Source organism: Arthrobacter sp. TB 23 (genome assembly GCF_000294595.1).
In the GTDB taxonomy this organism is placed as follows: domain Bacteria; phylum Actinomycetota; class Actinomycetes; order Actinomycetales; family Micrococcaceae; genus Arthrobacter_D.
On sequence record NZ_ALPM01000073.1, the window covers coordinates 1 to 17,286 of the forward strand.

Here is a 17,286-nt window from a genome sequence, read left to right on the forward strand (position 1 = left end):
GGCCGAGCCGGACCGGACAGCGTCGAGGGCTGGCTTGCCGGCCGGGGCGGGGATCCGTCGTCGTCCCATGGGGCCTAGTCCAGGAGAGCCATGACCGGTGCGGCGAGCCGAAGCTTGCCGACCGCTGCGCTGCCGCCCATCACCGGAGGGACCACCTTGCCGAGGACTGCGCTCACTTTGTCGGCGTCGACGGCGCCGGTGGCAGCCAGGAGGGTCAGGCCCACCAGCGTGGTGGCGCGGATGTTGCCGTCGAGTATTTTGAGGGCAAGGGAGACTCCGGTATCGGTGCCCATGACGAGGACGCCTTCGGCGCCGTTCTTGGAGATGATGCCCAGATCCTCCATCACTACCGAGTTTTCGCGGCCCCGGCCGTGTACGGCCCAGGGGTAGTCGAGCATCGCGGTGGCAATGGTCGCGGCGCGGGCGTCAGCGTTCTTGTCCGAGGGTGCCTTGGAGAACTTGCCGATGCCGCGGGCGAGGCCCGTCAGCGAGACGGCGGCGAGGGGCGCCCCGCAGCCGTCGACACCCCAGTGGGAAATCTTCTCTTCGGTGTACTCCTCAATGACCGCGGCGATGCGCTCCTGCAACGGGTGGGAGGGGTCAAGATACGTGGAGTGGTCCCAGTTGTTCTCGGTGCAGGCCCACAGGAAAGCGGCGTGTTTGCCGGAGCAGTTGAACGCGATGCGCTGCTTGCCCTTCTCCGTGCGGATCAGCCAGTTGCGGGCTTCCTCGTCCTGGGGCCAGTCGGCGGGGCATTGGAGGTGCTCCTCCGAGACTCCTGCCGCGCTGAGCATGGTGCGCACCACATCCATGTGCTCATGCGATCCCACGTGGCTGGCCGCGGCCAGAGCGACCTGAGGCCCACGCAACGGCACTCCAGACTGCATCGCGGCGAGCGCCTGAAAGGGCTTCAGGGTGGAGCGGGGAAAGATGGGGGCGTGGATGTCGCCGAGTTCAGTGACCACAGTGCCATCGGCGGCGAGGATCACTGCAGATCCCAGGTGGCGCGATTCGATGAAGCCGTTGCGTTCCAGGACGGCAAGTTCGACGGCGTCGGCGGAGGAGAAAGTCTGAGGCATGAGACAAGTATCGCTTATCGGCTGTCGAGGTGGAGCTTGTACCCACCGGAGGAACGGACATCCGGTGGGTACAAGGTTTGGGGAGCGCTATTCGGCGGTGAACTGCACTGACTGCCAGCCGGAGGCGCCGTTGGGCACCGTGTCGGCGCGTTCCTCGGTCTGTACGCCGTCGGGGTCGTAGGCGCGGGCGCGGACGGAGTGGGAGCCCGCTTCGACGTTGATCTCATGGGACCACTGGCGCCAGGTGTCCACCGAGGCTTCGGCGGCGAGAGTGGCTTCCTCCCAGTCGCCGTCATCGACCTGGACCTCCACCTTGGTGATGCCGCGGTGCTGGGCCCAGGCGGAGCCGCCGATGGTCGACGTCCCGGCCGACACCTGGGCGAAGGAACGGGGCACCTCGACGCGGGCCATGGTCTTGATCGGCCCCTGCTCGGACCAACCGCGGTCGGTCCAGTAGGCGGTCTTGTCGGCGAATCGGGTGACCTCAAGGTCCACCACCCATTTGGTGGCTGACACGTAGCCGTACAGGCCGGGCACCACCATGCGGACGGGGAAGCCATGCTCCAGCGGCAGGGGCTCGCCGTTCATTGAAATGGCGAGCATCGCATCGCGGTCATCCTGCAGGATCGGCAGGGGAGTGGAGGCGCTGAAACCGTCGGTACTGGTGGAAAGGACCATGTCGGCGCCGGCCGTGGGCCTGGCGCGGGCCAGCAGGTCGCGGAGCGGGTAGCCGAGCCATTTGGCGTTGCCCGCCAGATTTCCGCCGACCGGGTTGGACACACAGGTGAGGGTGATGTGGCGTTCGATCAGGTCGGCATCGAGCAGGTCCCGGAACGTGATGGTGAATTCTTCCTCGACCATGCCGTGCACCCGCAGCTCCCAGGTCTCCAGGTCGATCTGCGGCACGCTCAGCGCGGTGTCGATGCGGTAGAAGTCCGGGTTCGGGGTGACCCAGGGGACGACGCCGTCGACGCCGGACTCCACACCGGCAGGGATAGCCGGCGCGGCGCTGGCCGGGGTGGGAAACGTGAGGGCCTCCCGGGCCATGTTGACGGTATTCCGGGCGCTGGAAATGGCACGGCCGCCGGCCGCCGCGGCACCCGCGATGACTGCGGTGATGCCGGCGGCGGCAAAAAAGGTGCGGCGGCTGGTGCCGGTGGCTGGGGTGTTGGTGCTGGTCGCTTCCTGGGTGGCGTCGGCGTCGTCGCGGGTTTTATGCAGCGCACGGATCAGGTAGCGCAGGGCCAGGAGGCCGACGGCGGTCCCGATCACCGTGGGGACAGCGTCCAGCAGGGTGGCGCCGGCCCGGGAAATCACCGCCGCAACAATGACGGCGCCCATCAGGACCACGCCGGCTACACCGAGCACCCACTTCCGGTAGGCGACCACACCGAGGATGGCGGCGAGGAGGACGATGGTGACGCCCATGCCAACGAAAAGTGCCACCTTGTCGTTGGTGCCGAACGTGGCGATCGCGAAGTCCTTCAACCACGGCGGGGTGAAGTCGATGAAGGTGGAGCCGAGGGCGATCAGGGGCGCGGCACGGGCGGTCAGGAAGGAGCCAAGCAGTTCTGCCACGCCCAGCACCAGGCCGGCACTGACTATCCCAGCTAGTGCTGCCAGCATGGATTCCTTGCGCCCGGGGCGTCGTAAAGCGTTCATGCACCTTATTCGGAGTGGTGCGCCGTGCGTATGGGTTGTCACAGGGCCGATTACCCCGTCACAGCTTCGCGAGGATCCAGCCGAGACAGTACGCTGAACTACTGTGAAGGTTCTAGTGATTGGCCCCGGCGGCCGCGAACACGCCCTTGTCCGAGCACTGCTATCCGACCCGTTCGTCCACGAGGTGCATGCAGCCCCCGGCAACGCGGGGATGGGCAGCATCGTCCCCACCCACGAAGTCGACGCCGCTGACCCGGCCGCTGTGACAGCCCTGGCCCAGTCCCTGGACTCGGACCTCGTGGTGATCGGCCCGGAGGCGCCGCTCGCTGCTGGAGTAGCTGACGCACTGCAGGACGCGGGAATCCCCGTCTTCGGTCCGTCCCGGGAGGCCGCCCAGCTTGAGGCGTCCAAAGCCTTCGCCAAACAGATCATGGCCGCAGCCAACGTCCCCACCGGCATGGCCCGGGTTGCTTCTAACGCCGAGCAGGCAGCCGAGGCGCTGGACATCTTCGGCGCACCCTACGTGGTCAAGGATGACGGTCTGGCCGCCGGCAAGGGCGTCGTCGTCACCACTGACCGGGCCGAGGCGCTGGACCACGCGCAGGCCTGCTTCGACGCTGGCGGCACGGTGGTCATCGAGGAGTTCCTTGACGGCCCCGAGGTGTCCCTCTTTGTGCTCTCCGACGGCCGCAACGTGCTTCCGCTCGCCCCTGCCCAGGATTTCAAACGCATTTACGACGGCGATCAGGGGCCGAACACCGGCGGCATGGGAGCCTATTCGCCCCTCGACTGGGCGCCAGCGGGACTGGTTGACGAGGTCATCGACCGGGTGGCCCAGCCCACCATCGACGAGATGGCCCACCGCGGGACACCGTTCGTTGGAGTCCTCTATGTTGGGTTGGCCCTCACCACCCGCGGCCTTCGTGTCATCGAATTCAACGCCCGCTTCGGTGATCCCGAGACGCAGGCCGTCCTTGCCCGGCTGAAGACTCCGCTAGGCGGAGTGCTCATGGCAGCAGCCAAGGGTGGGCTGGACCAGGTTGAAAGCCTCAACTGGTCTCCCCAGTCGGCAGTGGCCGTGGTCCTCGCGTCGGAGCACTACCCCGACGCTCCCCGCACGGGCGATCGCGTCCGCGGCCTGAAGCGGGCCGAGGGGATCGACGGCGTCCAGGTGCTGCACGCCGGAACCGCCCTCAAGCACGGCAAGGTGGTATCGGCCGGTGGCCGGGTACTCGCCGTAGTCGGGCTCGGAGATGACCTGACGGCCGCCCGCGACAGGGCCTACCGTGGGATCGCCGAGCTGAGCCTCAAGGGCGGTCAGTTCCGGCGGGACATTGCGTTGAAGGCCGCGCAGGGTGAGGTGGTGGCGCCCGCTGTGGCCTCCCCGTTGTCGCCTGTCACTGCCGCGTCGGCGGCCACGCCCGCGGGGGCCTGAGCGTGACGTTCGCGCCGTCGTTCATTGACGTACCCGGGTGGGCGCACATCTATTCGGGAAAAGTGCGTGACCTGTACTCGCCCCTGACCGGACCCGATGACCGGGTGCTGGTGGTCGCGAGCGACCGGATCAGTGCCTACGACTTCGTACTGTCCTCCGAGATCCCCGACAAGGGCCGGGTCCTGACCCAGCTGAGTCTGTGGTGGTTTGAACAGCTGGCCGAGGTACCCAACCATGTGCTGTCGACCGATGTGCCGGCCGAGGTTGCTGGTCGGGCGATGATCTGCCGGAAGCTGGAGATGTTCCCGGTGGAGTGCATCGCCCGTGGGTATCTCACCGGGTCCGGGCTGCTGGAATACCGCTCGTCGGGCACAGTATGCTCGCTTCCGCTGCCGTCCGGGCTGGTGGATGGGTCGCGGCTCGAGCCGGCGGTGTTCACGCCCTCGGCGAAGGCCGCGGTGGGGGATCACGACGAGAACATTGCCTACGACGACGTCGTCGCCACCGTGGGCGCGCCCGTGGCGGAGGAACTGCGTCGGCTGACCCTGGCCATCTACGGCCGGGCCGAGGAAATTGCCCGGTCCCGGGGGATCATCCTGGCGGATACGAAGGTGGAGTTCGGGCTCTCTACCGACGGGCAGATCACCCTCGGCGATGAGGTCCTGACACCCGACTCGTCACGTTTCTGGGATGCTGCCCTGTATGCCCCCGGACAGGCGCAGCCGTCCTTCGACAAGCAATTCGTCAGGGATTGGCTCACTTCGGAGGCATCCGGGTGGGATAAGTCCTCCACCCCGCCGGAACTCCCCGCCGAGATTATCGAGAAGACCCGCGGCCGTTACATTGAGGCCTATGAGCGGCTGACGGGCCTCACCTTCGCCTAGCCTTTGCACTCCTTTTCACCAGACCAGCTCCGGCCGCCGCCTGTTCTCCCACTGGTGGGTCTCCATCACTGGGTTCTTTTGGTCGGGGTGACAGGAATTGAACCTGCGACCTCGTCGTCCCGAACGACGCGCGCTACCAAGCTGCGCCACACCCCGATGCTGCTCAGCGAACGTCAGAAACGGCCAGCAGAGCAACCTCTAAAGCGTACCCGAGCACACGAAGAAGCAAAACTAGACGAGCGTCTCCTGCCAGGCCGCATGCAGGGTCGCGAAGCGCCCGTCGCCGCCAATGAGCTCTGCCGGGGTGCCATCCTCCACCACCTTGCCGTCGTGGACCACGAGCACCCGGTCGGCAATCGACACGGTTGACAGTCGGTGCGCAATGATCAACGCGGTGCGGTTGCCCAGCAGCTTCTGCAGACCCTCCTGCACCAGCCGCTCACTGGGAATATCCAGGGACGAGGTGGCCTCATCCAGGATCAGCACCGCAGGGTTCGCCAGGAACGCGCGGGCGAAGCTGATCAGCTGCCGTTGCCCCGAGGACACCCGACCGCCACGTTTGTTGACGTCGGTGTCATAGCCCTCGGGCAGGGATGTGATGAACGTGTCGGCGCCCACCGAGCGGGCAGCCTCCTCGATCTCCTCGCGGCTTGCCTCCGGCTTGCCCAGGGCGATGTTGTCCGCCACGCTGCCGCTGAACAGGAACGCTTCCTGCGTCACCATGACGACGGCGCGCCGCAGGTCACGGGGATCGACCTCCCTGATGTCGACGCCGTCGAGAGCGATGCTGCCGCAGGACACGTCGTAGAACCGGGCGATCACTTTCGCCAGGGTGGACTTCCCGGCACCGGTCTGACCCACCAGAGCGATGGTCTGCCCGGCCGGAATCTTCAGGTCCATGGTCGGCAGGATGACCGGGCCGTCGCCGTACCGGAACTCCACGCCGTCGAACTCAATTGCTCCCCGAGGGTCTTTCAGCGGCACCGGGTTTTTCGGTGGGCGCACCGTGGGCACCTCCTCGAGCAGCCCCGACACTTTCTCCAGCGCCGCCGACGCGGACTGGAACGAGTTGTAGAACATGGCCATCTGATCGACGGGCTGGAAGAACCGCTTGCTGTACAGCAGGAGGGCGAGCAGGGCGCCGACCGCCAGAGTGCCGTCAAGGACCCGGAACCCGCCGACCAGCAGGACCACCGCAACGGTGACGTTGCCGATCAGCACCAGACCCGGCTGGAAGACGCCGTTGAGGTTGATGGACCGGACGGTGACCTTGCGGTAGTCCTCGGCCAGCTCGTCGTACTTCGAGGCGTTGACTTCCTCGCGGCGGAAAGCCTTGACGGCACGGATCCCGGTCATGGTTTCGATGAAGTGGACGATCAGCCGCGCAGACACCACCCGGGAGGCACGGAACGCGATCTGGGAGTGCTTCTGGTACCAGCGCGCCAGAAAGAACATTGGCACGGCGGCGACGAGGATCAGCAGACCCGTCCGCCAGTCCAGGACGAAGATGGTGATCGCGGTGAAGAGCATGTACATGACGCCGGAGGCGAGGGAGCTCACGCCCGAGTCGAGAAGTTCGCGCAGCGCCTCAAGGTCCGAGGTTTGCCGGGAGATGATGCGACCCGAGGTGTACTTCTCGTGGAATTCTAGGCTGAGCCGCTGGGTGTGCCTGAAGACGCGCAACCGCAAATCCAGCAGCATCGCCTGACTGAGCAGCGCCGTCGCCCGGACATACCCGGCCGTCAAAAAGGCGGTCAGGACTGCCGCGATCAGGTAGGTAAGGCCGGCGAGCCAGAGGTAGATCGGGTCACCGTCGAGCAGCGATGGCAGGGCGTTGTCGATGCCGAACGCGATGATTGCCGGGCCGGCGACCCGGGCTGCCTGCGACCCGACCACCAGGGAAATGGTCCAGATGAACTGGCGCCGGTTGGGTTTGATGAGAGACCCCAGCAGGCGGAAGGACCGCGAGCGGACCGACCTGTTCTGGGCCTTGGACAGGAGGACGTCGTCCTCGTTGGTCACGCCCGACGACGTCCCCCCGGTGGGTGCCGATCCGTTATTCGGCTGTGGTGATGTGCTCACGTGAGCGCCCCCTCGTCGTCGTTCTCGAAGTCTTCAAGCTCCGTGTCCAGATCGGTCGGGCCATCAGGGAGGCTCGCGATCACGTATCGGTAATGCGTGTTGCGTGCCAGCAGCTCGGTGTGGGTGCCGACGTCGGTCACCCGGCCGTCCTCGAGCAGGGCCACCCGGTCGGCGAGGGCAACCGTCGACGGCCGGTGGGCGACAATCAGGGTGGTGGTGTGAAGGAGAACCTTGCGCAGGCCTTCCTCCACCAGTTCCTCGGTGCGGACATCCAGGGCCGAGAGCGGGTCGTCGAGCACCAGCACCCGAGGTTTCGAAGCAATGGACCGGGCCAGGGCAATCCGCTGCCGCTGGCCGCCGGAAAGGCTCAAGCCCTCCTCCCCGATCAGGGTGTCGACGCCGTCGGGCAGCGAATATGCGAAGTGCGCCTGTGCGACCTCGAGCGCCTCAGCCAGGATCTCCTCGGCGTGTTTTCCATCCCGCGGCTCCGCGCCCATCAGGACGTTCTCTCGGACCGAGTTGGAGAACAGCGTGGTGTCCTCGAAGGCGACCGACACATGGGTGCGCAGATCGGCGATGGAGATGCTCCGCAGGTCAGTGCCGTCGATGGCGATGGACCCACCGGTCACCTCATAGAGGCGGGGGACCAGCTGCAGCAGGGTGCTCTTGCCGCACCCGGTTACGCCTACCAGCGCCATCGTCTCCCCGGCACGCATGGTGAGGTTGATGCCGTTGAGCACATCGGCGGTGCCCTCCTCAGCGTCGGGGTAGCGGAAGTGCACATCGGTGAAGGTCACTTCGCCGCGGGGATCGATCAGCCGGACCGGCTCCGTGGGATCGGTGATGGTGTTGACGGACTCCATGACCTCGTAGTGGCGGTCGATGGCCGTTTTGGCGGTGAAGGTCATGGCGAGCAGCGGGCCGATGAACTCAACCGGGGTAGCGACCACGGCGGCCGTCGCGAAGAAGGCCACCAGGGCGCCGATCGAGAGGTCACCGTTGGCGGCGAACAGCACGCCGACCACCAGTGAGGCGCCCAACGCCAGCTCGGGCAGCAGGGTGACGATCAACGAAAAGTTGGCCAGCGAGCGTGCCTTGTAGATCTCGGTCTGCCGGAGTTCCTCGGCCTGCAGGTTGAATCCTTCGAGGGCCTCACGGCTCCGGCCAAAGGCTTTCAGCACCCGGATGCCGTGGACGGATTCCTCGACGGTGGTGGCAAGGTCGCCGGCCTGGTCCTGGCTTTTCCGCGAAACCTTGCTGTAGGAGGTGCGGAACCGGAAGCCGTAGATCATGATCGGCAGCGCCGCGGCCAGGAAGATCAGGGCCAGCACCCACGAGGTGAGGAACATGATGACGACGCCGATGACCACGGTCAGCGACGTCACCACCAGCATGATCAGCCCGAACGCCATCCACCGGCGCATCAGGTTCAGGTCCGTCATGGCGCGTGAGAGGAGCTGGCCGCTACCCCAACGGTCATGGAAGGCGACGGTGAGATCCTGCAAATGGCGATAGAACGACGTCCGCATGTTGGTTTCAACGGTCGTCGCCGGGGCGATGACGAACTGGCGCCGCAGTGCAACGAAGGTTGCTTCGAGGATGCCCAGTAGCAGGACCACGCCAGCGGCAATCCAGACGGTCGACGTCGCGCCTCCGACGGCGAGGGCATCGTTGATCAGCACGCGGAAGACCTGGGGGATGGCAAGGGCCATCAGACTCGCGCCGAGCGCGCAGACGAGGCCCAGGATCAGCCGCGGCAGGATGGGCTTGATGTGTGGGTAGAGTCGGCTGAGCGATTCCCACAGGGTGGTTTGAGTCGGCATACTTCTGTCTTTGACATTTCAGAGGCGGATCTACCCGGAAGGGACATTTCGTGTCCCGTAGCAACTATCCTATGTCAGAGCTTTGCCGCTGCGTCAGCGGCCCCAAACTACCGTTCGGTGAGGGTCAGCAGCACTGCTTCGGGTCGGCAGGCAAAGCGGACCGGCGCGAACCGCGACGTCCCGATTCCCGCTGACACGTTCAGCGGTATGCTGCGTCCCTTGTGCTCCCAGTCAGTCAGGCCGCGGGCTCGCCAGGTGGGGAGGTCGCAGTTGGTGATCAGGGCGCCGTAGCCCGGAATGCAGACCTGCCCGCCATGGGTATGGCCGGCGAGAATCAGGTGCGCGCCGCCGTCGGTGAAGTAGTCCAGCACCCGCTGATAGGGGGCGTGCGCGACGGCGATCTTCAGGTGCCGCGCGTCGGAAGAAGTGCTGCTGCCCGCCGGGTAGCCGGCGTAGGAGTCGCGATCGATGTGTGGGTCGTCGACCCCGGTGAAGTCGAGCCGGAGGTTGCCCATGGCCACCGACTGCGACCGGTTGGACAGGTCGATCCAGCCTGCGTTCCCGAAGCTCCTGAACAGCTCCGCCCAGGGGAGTGCCTTCGGCTCCCGCCCGGTGCGGTGCTTCGACGGGCCAGAGAAATACCGCAGCGGGTTGTTCAACACTGGCGCAAAATAGTCGTTGGACCCGGGCACAAACACGCCGGGAAACTGCATTAGCGGGCCGAGCGCCTCAAGCAGCGGCTCGACACCCTTGTGGTGGCTGAGGTTGTCGCCGGTGTTCACCACCAGGTCCGGTTCCAGCCGGGCCAGTCCCTGCAGCCACCAGGTCTTGGCGGCCTGCCGGGGCGCCATGTGAATGTCGGAAAGGTGCAGGACCCTCAGCGGGCGGCTGCCCGGCGGAAGGATCGGCAGGGTCTCCTCCCGCAGCTGGAACAGGTTCCGTTCCACTAGGGAGGCGTACCCGAGGCCAGCTACGGCGACCGCTGCGGTTCCTCCCAACGCGATAGTAGTGGCGTCGAGCAGCTTCGATGAACCCAAGGGTTAGCCTTCGTCTTCGTTGTTGTCTGGGTCCTCTGGGCTGTTTCCCGGTGGGGGATCAGCAGGAGGGCCGCTGTTCCCTGGACTGCCCTGGTTATCCCCGGGCCTCCCGGTCTGGTTGCCGTTGCCTGGCTGGGTCTGAATGGTGGGACGCTGCGCGTTGAGCATCCGCTGCGGGGGGTCGGTGAAGGGTTCTCCCGAGTGCAGCCCAGGTATCTGCTGCATAAACCGCTCCCAGGACGGAGCCGCAATGAACGAACCATCAATTTCGGGGTAAATCTGGCCGCCGATCTGCAATTCGCCCAAGCTGACGCTGTTCGCCTTCCAGTTACCCAGCCAGGTGGCAGTTGCCATGCCCGAGTTGTACCCCATGAACCAGGTCTGGGACCGGGCATCGTTGGTTCCTGTCTTGCCGGCCATGGGAATGTCCCCGAACTCCAGGAGCTGACCCGAGCCTCGCTCCATGACAGCCTCGGTGGCGTAGTTCACTCCGCGAGCCAATTCCTCGGGAATCGCCTGTTCGCAGGCCGCTTCAGGAACGGGGAAGCTGGTGCCGTCAACGGCTACCACTTCAGTGAGCGCCCGCGGCTCACAGGTCATCCCCTCGGCCCCCAATGCCGCGTACGCGGTGGCCATCGAGAGCGGTGAAACCTCAGTTCCGCCGCCAATAAGGGCTGAAGGTGACACTGTCAACGGTGTGTAATCCCCGTCGGCGCTCTTTCCATCGTGGATACCTAGATCCGCGGCAATCTGGAACGGCATGCAGAGATCGATCTGACGTGCCGTCTCCATGGTGATGGTGTTGTACGACTGGGCCAGTCCTTCAAGGACGGTGTAGCTGCCGTAGTTGATGTCCCCGTAGTTCTGCGGTTCGTACCCGTCCTCATCAGGCAGGACGTACTTTCCGTCGGGATAGCAGCTTGCCTCCCACTCATCGAACTGGGGGTAGATCCTCTTGCGGCCGTCGATGGTGGTGTTCAACGCCCGGCCGTCTTCGAGCCAGGCAGCGACAGTGAAGGGCTTGAAGGTCGATCCGGGCTGGAATCCTCCCACACCGCCCAAGGGCTGGTTGGGGTCTCCGCCGCTGTACTGATCAACATTGAAGTTCAGCACCGAATCGCCCGGCTCGGTGCCAGGCATGTACCTGGTGTTCTGTGCCATCACCAGGATGTCGCCGGTTCCGGGTTCCATGCTGACCATCGAGTGTCCTACCGAGGGGTCGGTGGTCTCGCGGCCAGCGGTTTCATTGATGGCTGTCTGGGCAGCAGTCTGCGCCGCCGGATCGAGCGTCGTCGTGATCGTCAGCCCCGCGCGGTACAGGGTGTCCTGGCGTGCTTCAAGGGATTCGCCGTAGGCGGGATCGTTCAGGATCAGATGCGTGACGTAGTCGCAGAAGTACGGTGCCTGCTCCGCGCCGACACAGCCGCTCAGCGTGGGGGTGATGTCCAACCCGAGGTCGGTGGCGACGGCGGCGTCGTACTCTTCCTGGGTGATGTGGCTGTTCGACAGCATGGCGCCAAGCACCAAGTTGCGGCGCTCCAGGGAGCGCTCCGGGTTGAGTTCCGGACTGTAGAAGGTGGGTCCATTGACCACGCCTGCGAGGAGGGCCGCCTGCTGGATGTTCAAATCAGCTGCCTCGACGTTGAAGAAGTATCTCGATGCTGCCTGCACGCCATAGGTGGTGCCGGTGAACGGCACAATGTTCATGTAGCCCTCAAGGATTTCGTCCTTGCTGAGCTCCTTTTCGACGGCGATGGCCAGTTTTGCTTCGCGGAGCTTGTCGCCAAGAGTCTTGCCGCCGCTGAAAGTGACCGATCCGTCACCGCTCTGCAGGCTGGCATCAATCAGGACGTTGTTGACGTACTGCTGGGTGATGGTGGAGGCGCCGCGGGTGGTGTCGCTGCTGACGTTGCTCACGACGGCGCTCATGATGCCCTGCAGGTCCACGCCGCCGTGCTCGTAGAACCGGGCGTCTTCGATGGCGAGGAGGGCGTTCACCATGTTGGGGGAAACCTGGTCGAGGGTGACTGGCTGCCGGTTCTCCTCATACAGGGTGGCGATCAGCGTCCCGTCCGAAGCGAGAATCCTCGATGGCTGGGCCAGCGCCCCACGCTCGAGTTCCGCCGGCAGCTCTTCGAAGAACTGAATCGAGGCGGAAGCACCGGTACCCGCTGCCGCAGCAACTGGGACCAGTAGACCCGCAGCAAGCACCCCGCTCAAAGCACTGATTCCGAGAAACGCAATCATCTTCCCCAGGGTGGTTGCTGTGTCAAAGATCGGTGATTTACGAGCAGCCATTACTCCAGTTTACAAGCACGCGCTAGTCTGTGAACCATGACCAAATGGGAGTACTCCACAATTCCGCTCATCATCCACGCCACGAAGCAGATTCTGGACCAGTGGGGAGAGGACGGCTGGGAACTGGTGCAGGTAGTTCCCGGACCGGACGGCAAAGGCCTCGTCGCCTATCTGAAACGAGAGAAGAACCAGTCGTGACCAGCACCGACAACCCAACATCAGCTGTCGAACAGCGGCTGCTGGATCTCGGAATCACTCTCCCGGACGTCGTGCAGCCACTGGCTTCGTACGTCCCGGCAGTGGTGACGGGCAACTATGTTTTCACCGCCGGGCAGCTACCGCTTATTAACGGTGAACTCCCAGCTTTGGGCAAGGTTGGTGCCGAGGTGACGCCGGAGGCTGCGAAAGAGTACGCAGCGACCTGCGCGGTGAACGCCTTGGCCGCGATCAAGTCCCAGATCGGGGATCTGGACCGGATTAGCCGGATCGTGAAGGTGGTCGGGTTTGTCGCCTCCGATCCCAGCTTCACGGGCCAGCCTCAGGTTATTAACGGTGCGTCCGATCTGCTGGGGCAGGTGCTCGGCGACGCCGGTGCTCATGCTCGCTCCGCCGTCGGCGTCGCAGTGCTTCCCCGCGATGCGCCGGTGGAAGTCGAGATTATCGCGGAGTTTGTCTGATTCCTGTGGGCCACATTAGTAACCGCCTTTTTCCAGTTCCCGAAGACCAGTTGGGCGCAGCGCGAAGCTGGGTCGAACACGGCGAGCGGACGCCGGTCAAACCCCGCCTGGCGTCGTCGGTGGTCTTGATCCGCGATGCCCCTCCGGGGACTGAAACTTACCTTTCATACCGGCGTGGCGAATCCCCACTGGGGATCGTCGCGTTTCCCGGCGGCAGCATCGAGGAGTCCGACGACGACGACGTCGTCTGGTTTGGGCCCACCCCTGCCCAGTGGGCAAAGGCGATGGGGATCGATGACCTGTTTGTGGCGCGGCGCCACGTGGTCGGAGCCATCCGCGAACTGTTCGAGGAGACCGGTGTGCTGCTGGCTGGACCGGATGCCGTGTCCCTCGTCGACGGCAGTAGGAACCCTGAGTGGATGAAGGCCCGTGAAGACATTGCCACCCAGGAACGGTCATTCTCGGACATCCTGGCCCGCCGGGGACTGGGGCTCCGCACCGACTTGCTGAAACCGCTTGCGCACTGGCTCAGCCCCGATTACGCTCACCGCCGGTTCGACACCCACTATTTTGCGGCGGCCCAGCCGACTGGCCAGGAAGCTACGGCGCTCGCGAGTAAGGGTTTGTGGGGTGAATGGCGCTGCGCATCCAGGGAAGTCGCGAAGGCCGAAGCCACCACATTGGGCGATGAAGTGGGCCAGCCCAACACGGTGGGCCGTGCGCTGGATGAGCTGACCGTACCAGCGGTCCGTCTGATCCTGGAGAAGATTGGGTCTTCGAAGGGTTGCGTGGCTTATTTGAGTCACAAACGGCCCATGAAGGTTTATTACCCGCATCTGATGACACCCTCCGAGGAGGCGGATCCAATGCTTGAGGTCGCTTGTTCGGTGGCCACCGAGGGCGGATCCGGCCAACGCGGTCGTTAGCGTGGCCATCACCGCCCTCCCCTGGTCGGCTCAGGGCCGAACTGCCCTAGCGCGGCTTCCGGGATACCTTCGATTCCTCAAAGGGCTCATGTCCTTCCTCGATCCGCGCGAAGGCGGGGTCGTCAGCATAGGACTTCAGTCTCGCGATGCGATAAATAATCAGTGCGTAGACTGCTTTAGCCGCAATATCAGCGATGGAGTACCCGCCTTGCTTCAGGACCCATGCGTCGGCGCCTGAGATGCCAAGTAGCGGCAGCGCATATGCGAGCGGGTAGACGATCCAACTCGCGAGAAGCAGGATCCGAAGGCGACTGATGAGCTTCCGGACCTGCGGAGGCTGGCGATCAAGCGATTTCGTCAGTTCGACGAACAATACGTACAGGATGAAGATAAAGGGAATTGTGGAGAGGATCCCCCACAGGACTCTTACGCTGTCTGAGCTACTGATCTCTCCGGGGTATCCGAGCACGATCATCAGGGTCGCAGCGGGTACCAGTTTCCATAGCAGGCTGGTTTGCACTTTTCGGGCGAGGGCCAGAACTGCGATGAGTTCCACCAGCAGCAGTGGCACCGTCAGTAGCCAGTCCACATACCGGTACCCCTCGTTGAACGACGCGCCCTCAGCTTGCGCGTACGTCCCGCGTCCGCCGACAGCATCCGTGACGAATGCCTCCTTGAACGAGTCAAAGATCCGGAAGTAGTGGTAGGCAGCAATGCCGCAGACTATTGCTGCGATGACAAGTGCCTGCCGGTACCGGGGAAGGACGCGGGGAAGAACGAGGATGAGGAAAACGGCCGTGAATAGCTGTGAAGCAATAACCAGCGAGAGCAAGTTGTAGACAGTGTCGAACTGGCTCTGGGTCAGGTCATCAGGAATCATGGTTGTGCTCCTTTGCACAGAAGGTGAACCCCTGCATGGCGGCAGATGATGGAATTCATCCCGTTCCGCACGATGCGTGAAAGAATTCTACGCTGTGTAGAAACCCTAGCCAAGGCTTTTGTTCCAGCAAAAGGGAGCGTCCACATCGCGACCTAATAAAAGGCCACACAGAAAAGACCGGGAGCGTGGTGCTCCCGGTCTTTTCGTGGACTTATGAGGGTGTGATGCTAGCGGCTGCGCTGACGCAACCGCTGGATGTCGAGGATGACGACGGCGCGCGCCTCAAGGCGCAGCCACCCGCGCTGCACGAACTCCGCGAGAGCCTTATTGACGGTTTCACGGGAAGCGCCGACCAATTGGGCAAGCTCTTCCTGAGTCAGCTCGTGCGCAACGAGGATGCCGTCGGTGGCCGGACGGCCAAACCGGTCCGCCAGATCCAGCAGGGCCTTCGCAACGCGGCCCGGGACATCGGAGAACACCAGGTCAGCCAGCGACTCGTTGGTACGGCGCAGCCGGCGGGCCAAGGCCTGCAGCAGCTGGGCCGAAACCTCGGGACGCGTTTCCAGGAGGGTCCGCAGGTTCTCATTCTTCAATCCGGCGAGGCGCGTCTCGGAAACGGCGGTGGCCGTGGCCGTTCGAGGGCTGGGATCGAACAATGCCATCTCACCGAACAGCTCGCCCGGGCCAAGAATTGCCAGCAGGTTCTCGCGGCCGTCCTGCGCGGTGCGACCGAGCTTGATCTTGCCGGACACAATGAAATACAGCTGGTCGCCCTGATCTCCTTCGCGGAAGACAGATGCCCCGCGGGAGAGATCCACTTCGGTCAGCTCGTCGGTGAGTGCGGCGAAAACGTCGTCGCCCAACGAAGCGAAGAGTGGCGCGCGGCGCAGTACCTCGATGTCCATGAAATCTCCTGATAAATTGTCGGCTCATTCCATCTTGCCGTACATAACGAACTTGTGACACCTGCTACACGCGTGTTCGCCGTCGGAATAGCCTATTTGCCTCCCATTTGGGCGGAAACGCCCAGATTTCCCGCCCAACGGCCTGAAAAAAGGGGTTCAACATGCGCTCAGGAGATTGTCAGTACCGCCGGATAGACTCAGTCGGGTAACGGAGGCGTCGCGCCTCCCGATGATCAGGGAGAGCGCACGTGCCGGACTTCACCATCTTGGACATCCTGCTGGTGCTGGCACTGGTCGGGTATCTCGTTGCCGGTCTCCGCAACGGGTTCCTGGTGACCCTCGGCGGGATCGCGGGCTTCGTTGCCGGAGCGATAGCTGCGTTTTTCGCTATTCCTCTCGTCAGCGAATGGGTGCCGGACGACGCCTGGCGCCTTCCCGCCATCATCCTCACAGCATTCGTCCTGGTGGTCCTTGGCCAGGCCCTCGGCTCCCGGCTCGGTGGAGCCATTCGCCGTGCCCTCGATTTCCGTCCGATCCGGATGGTCGACCGGCTGCTCGGCGGCGTCGTGAATGTGGTGGTTGCTGCACTGGTGATGTCCATGCTGGCCTTCAGTATTGGCACGCTCGGCATGCCCTTCCTGTCCCAATCCATTGCCTCGTCACAGGTGATCAGGGGAATCGACAACCTTACGCCGTCGCCGGTTCGCACGTGGATGGCGCAGTTGCGCACCATCGCCGTCGACGACGGGATCCCCACTATTCTGGAAAGCGTTGCACCGGCTGCCCCCCTGCCAGTCCCCGAGGCGGCCGTCGACACCCCCGAGCTCGCGTCGGCTTCCCAATCGGTGTTGCGTATTGCTGGTACCGCGTTCCAGTGCGGCCAAAACCAAACCGGGTCGGGCTTCATTATTGCTCCAGGGCGGGTGGTGACCAACGCCCACGTGGTTGCGGGGGTCAACGAACCGGTGGTGGAGATTCCCGGTGGGGGAGCGCTGCCCGGCCGTATCGTCCACTTCGACGCCGTTCGGGACATCGCGGTCCTCGCCGTCGACGGTCTGGACCGTGCGCCCCTGCCCCTCGGTGAGGATCTCGCCACGGGGGACACTGCGGCTTTCGCTGGCTACCCCGCCGGTGGCCCCTTCCAAATCCAGCCCGCCAGCATCCAGAATCGCAGCGATGTCCTGGTCGCCAACATTTACGGCGCGGATCCGGCGTCAGTCAACGTGTACAGCCTGGCAGCGAATGTTCAGCAGGGTAACTCGGGCGGGCCGCTGCTGGACATGCAAGGGCGGGTGACCGGCGTGATCTTCGCAAAGTCCACTCAGGATGCGCCGGTGGGATACGCGCTGACCCTGGCAGAATTGCAGCCCATTGCCGAGCAGGCCAGCGTCTTCACTGACACGGTGTCAGCCGGTCAATGCAACAACCGCTAGGCCTTAGCCAAGCCAGTCGAGCGTCTGCCCGTGTCCGCCAGTGCGTGCTGCCGGGCTCCCATTGTGGGCGAGGACAAACAGCCGGTCCACCTCCACCTCGGCCTTAGCCATCGCACCCTCCACTCCTGGCAACACCCCGTACCCTTCGGATCTCGGCGGGCTACT

Annotated in this window: 14 protein-coding genes and 1 tRNA gene; 6 read left to right on the plus strand and 9 right to left on the minus strand. The window is 64.4% G+C overall.

Annotated elements, in window-relative coordinates:
- Positions 1–74: 74 nt before the first annotated feature.
- Positions 75–1,079 carry an asparaginase gene (locus B384_RS0110830; RefSeq protein ID WP_019483136.1) on the minus strand — a complete coding sequence of 335 codons (1,005 nt, stop codon included), beginning with the start codon at positions 1,077–1,079 and terminating at the stop codon, positions 75–77.
- Between the two features lie 87 nt (positions 1,080–1,166).
- The gene (locus B384_RS0110835; RefSeq protein WP_026041125.1) at positions 1,167–2,741 is read right to left on the minus strand and encodes a molybdopterin-dependent oxidoreductase; all 1,575 of its coding nucleotides are present in this window, start codon (positions 2,739–2,741) and stop codon (positions 1,167–1,169) included.
- Between the two features lie 103 nt (positions 2,742–2,844).
- Between B384_RS0110835 and purD the strand changes: the two genes are divergently transcribed.
- Together purD and B384_RS0110845 are read left to right on the plus strand one after the other, a co-directional pair.
- Positions 2,845–4,176, plus strand: a complete 1,332-nt coding sequence (gene purD / locus B384_RS0110840) for a phosphoribosylamine--glycine ligase (protein WP_024477209.1) — start codon at positions 2,845–2,847, stop codon at positions 4,174–4,176.
- A gap of 2 nt (positions 4,177–4,178) precedes the next feature.
- Positions 4,179–5,060 carry a phosphoribosylaminoimidazolesuccinocarboxamide synthase gene (locus B384_RS0110845; protein ID WP_019483139.1) on the plus strand — a complete coding sequence of 294 codons (882 nt, stop codon included), beginning with the start codon at positions 4,179–4,181 and terminating at the stop codon, positions 5,058–5,060.
- A gap of 79 nt (positions 5,061–5,139) precedes the next feature.
- On the opposite strand, the gene B384_RS0110850 is transcribed toward B384_RS0110845, so the two are convergent.
- From B384_RS0110850 to B384_RS18615, 5 genes are all read right to left on the minus strand, one after another.
- Positions 5,140–5,216 (minus strand) — tRNA-Pro (locus B384_RS0110850).
- Positions 5,217–5,291: 75 nt separating this feature from the next.
- Positions 5,292–7,142, minus strand: a complete 1,851-nt coding sequence (locus B384_RS0110855) for an ABC transporter ATP-binding protein (protein ID WP_019483140.1) — start codon at positions 7,140–7,142, stop codon at positions 5,292–5,294.
- Positions 7,139–8,965: an ABC transporter ATP-binding protein gene (locus B384_RS0110860; RefSeq protein WP_019483141.1), complete on the minus strand. Its 1,827-nt coding sequence runs from the start codon at positions 8,963–8,965 to the stop codon at positions 7,139–7,141. Before B384_RS0110860 ends, B384_RS0110855 begins: the two co-directional genes overlap by 4 nt.
- 107 nt (positions 8,966–9,072) lie before the next feature.
- Entirely contained in the window at positions 9,073–10,002 is a 930-nt protein-coding gene (locus tag B384_RS0110865) for a metallophosphoesterase (RefSeq protein ID WP_019483142.1), read from the minus strand.
- Between the two features lie 3 nt (positions 10,003–10,005).
- Positions 10,006–12,300, minus strand: coding sequence for a transglycosylase domain-containing protein (locus B384_RS18615; protein ID WP_019483143.1), 2,295 nt, complete (start codon positions 12,298–12,300; stop codon positions 10,006–10,008).
- Between the two features lie 36 nt (positions 12,301–12,336).
- On the opposite strand from B384_RS18615, the gene B384_RS20620 reads away from it, so the two are divergent.
- The 3 genes from B384_RS20620 to B384_RS0110885 are packed head-to-tail and all read left to right on the plus strand — an operon-like array spanning position 12,337 to position 13,903.
- Positions 12,337–12,498 carry a DUF4177 domain-containing protein gene (locus B384_RS20620; protein WP_019483144.1) on the plus strand — a complete coding sequence of 54 codons (162 nt, stop codon included), beginning with the start codon at positions 12,337–12,339 and terminating at the stop codon, positions 12,496–12,498.
- A complete protein-coding gene (locus tag B384_RS0110880) occupies positions 12,495–12,977 on the plus strand; it encodes a RidA family protein (RefSeq protein ID WP_019483145.1) in 483 nt (160 codons plus the stop codon). Before B384_RS20620 ends, B384_RS0110880 begins: the two co-directional genes overlap by 4 nt.
- A gap of 5 nt (positions 12,978–12,982) precedes the next feature.
- Entirely contained in the window at positions 12,983–13,903 is a 921-nt protein-coding gene (locus tag B384_RS0110885; RefSeq protein WP_019483146.1) for a hypothetical protein, read from the plus strand.
- Positions 13,904–13,949: 46 nt separating this feature from the next.
- Here the strand turns inward: B384_RS0110885 and B384_RS0110890 are convergent, their stop codons facing one another.
- Together B384_RS0110890 and B384_RS0110895 are read right to left on the minus strand one after the other, a co-directional pair.
- Positions 13,950–14,783: a bacteriorhodopsin-like gene (locus B384_RS0110890; protein ID WP_019483147.1), complete on the minus strand. Its 834-nt coding sequence runs from the start codon at positions 14,781–14,783 to the stop codon at positions 13,950–13,952.
- Between the two features lie 227 nt (positions 14,784–15,010).
- Positions 15,011–15,688: a Crp/Fnr family transcriptional regulator gene (locus tag B384_RS0110895; protein ID WP_019483148.1), complete on the minus strand. Its 678-nt coding sequence runs from the start codon at positions 15,686–15,688 to the stop codon at positions 15,011–15,013.
- A 248-nt stretch (positions 15,689–15,936) separates the two neighbouring features.
- On the opposite strand from B384_RS0110895, the gene B384_RS0110900 reads away from it, so the two are divergent.
- Positions 15,937–17,121, plus strand: coding sequence for a MarP family serine protease (locus B384_RS0110900; protein ID WP_019483149.1), 1,185 nt, complete (start codon positions 15,937–15,939; stop codon positions 17,119–17,121).
- The last annotated feature ends 165 nt before the right edge of the window (positions 17,122–17,286 follow it).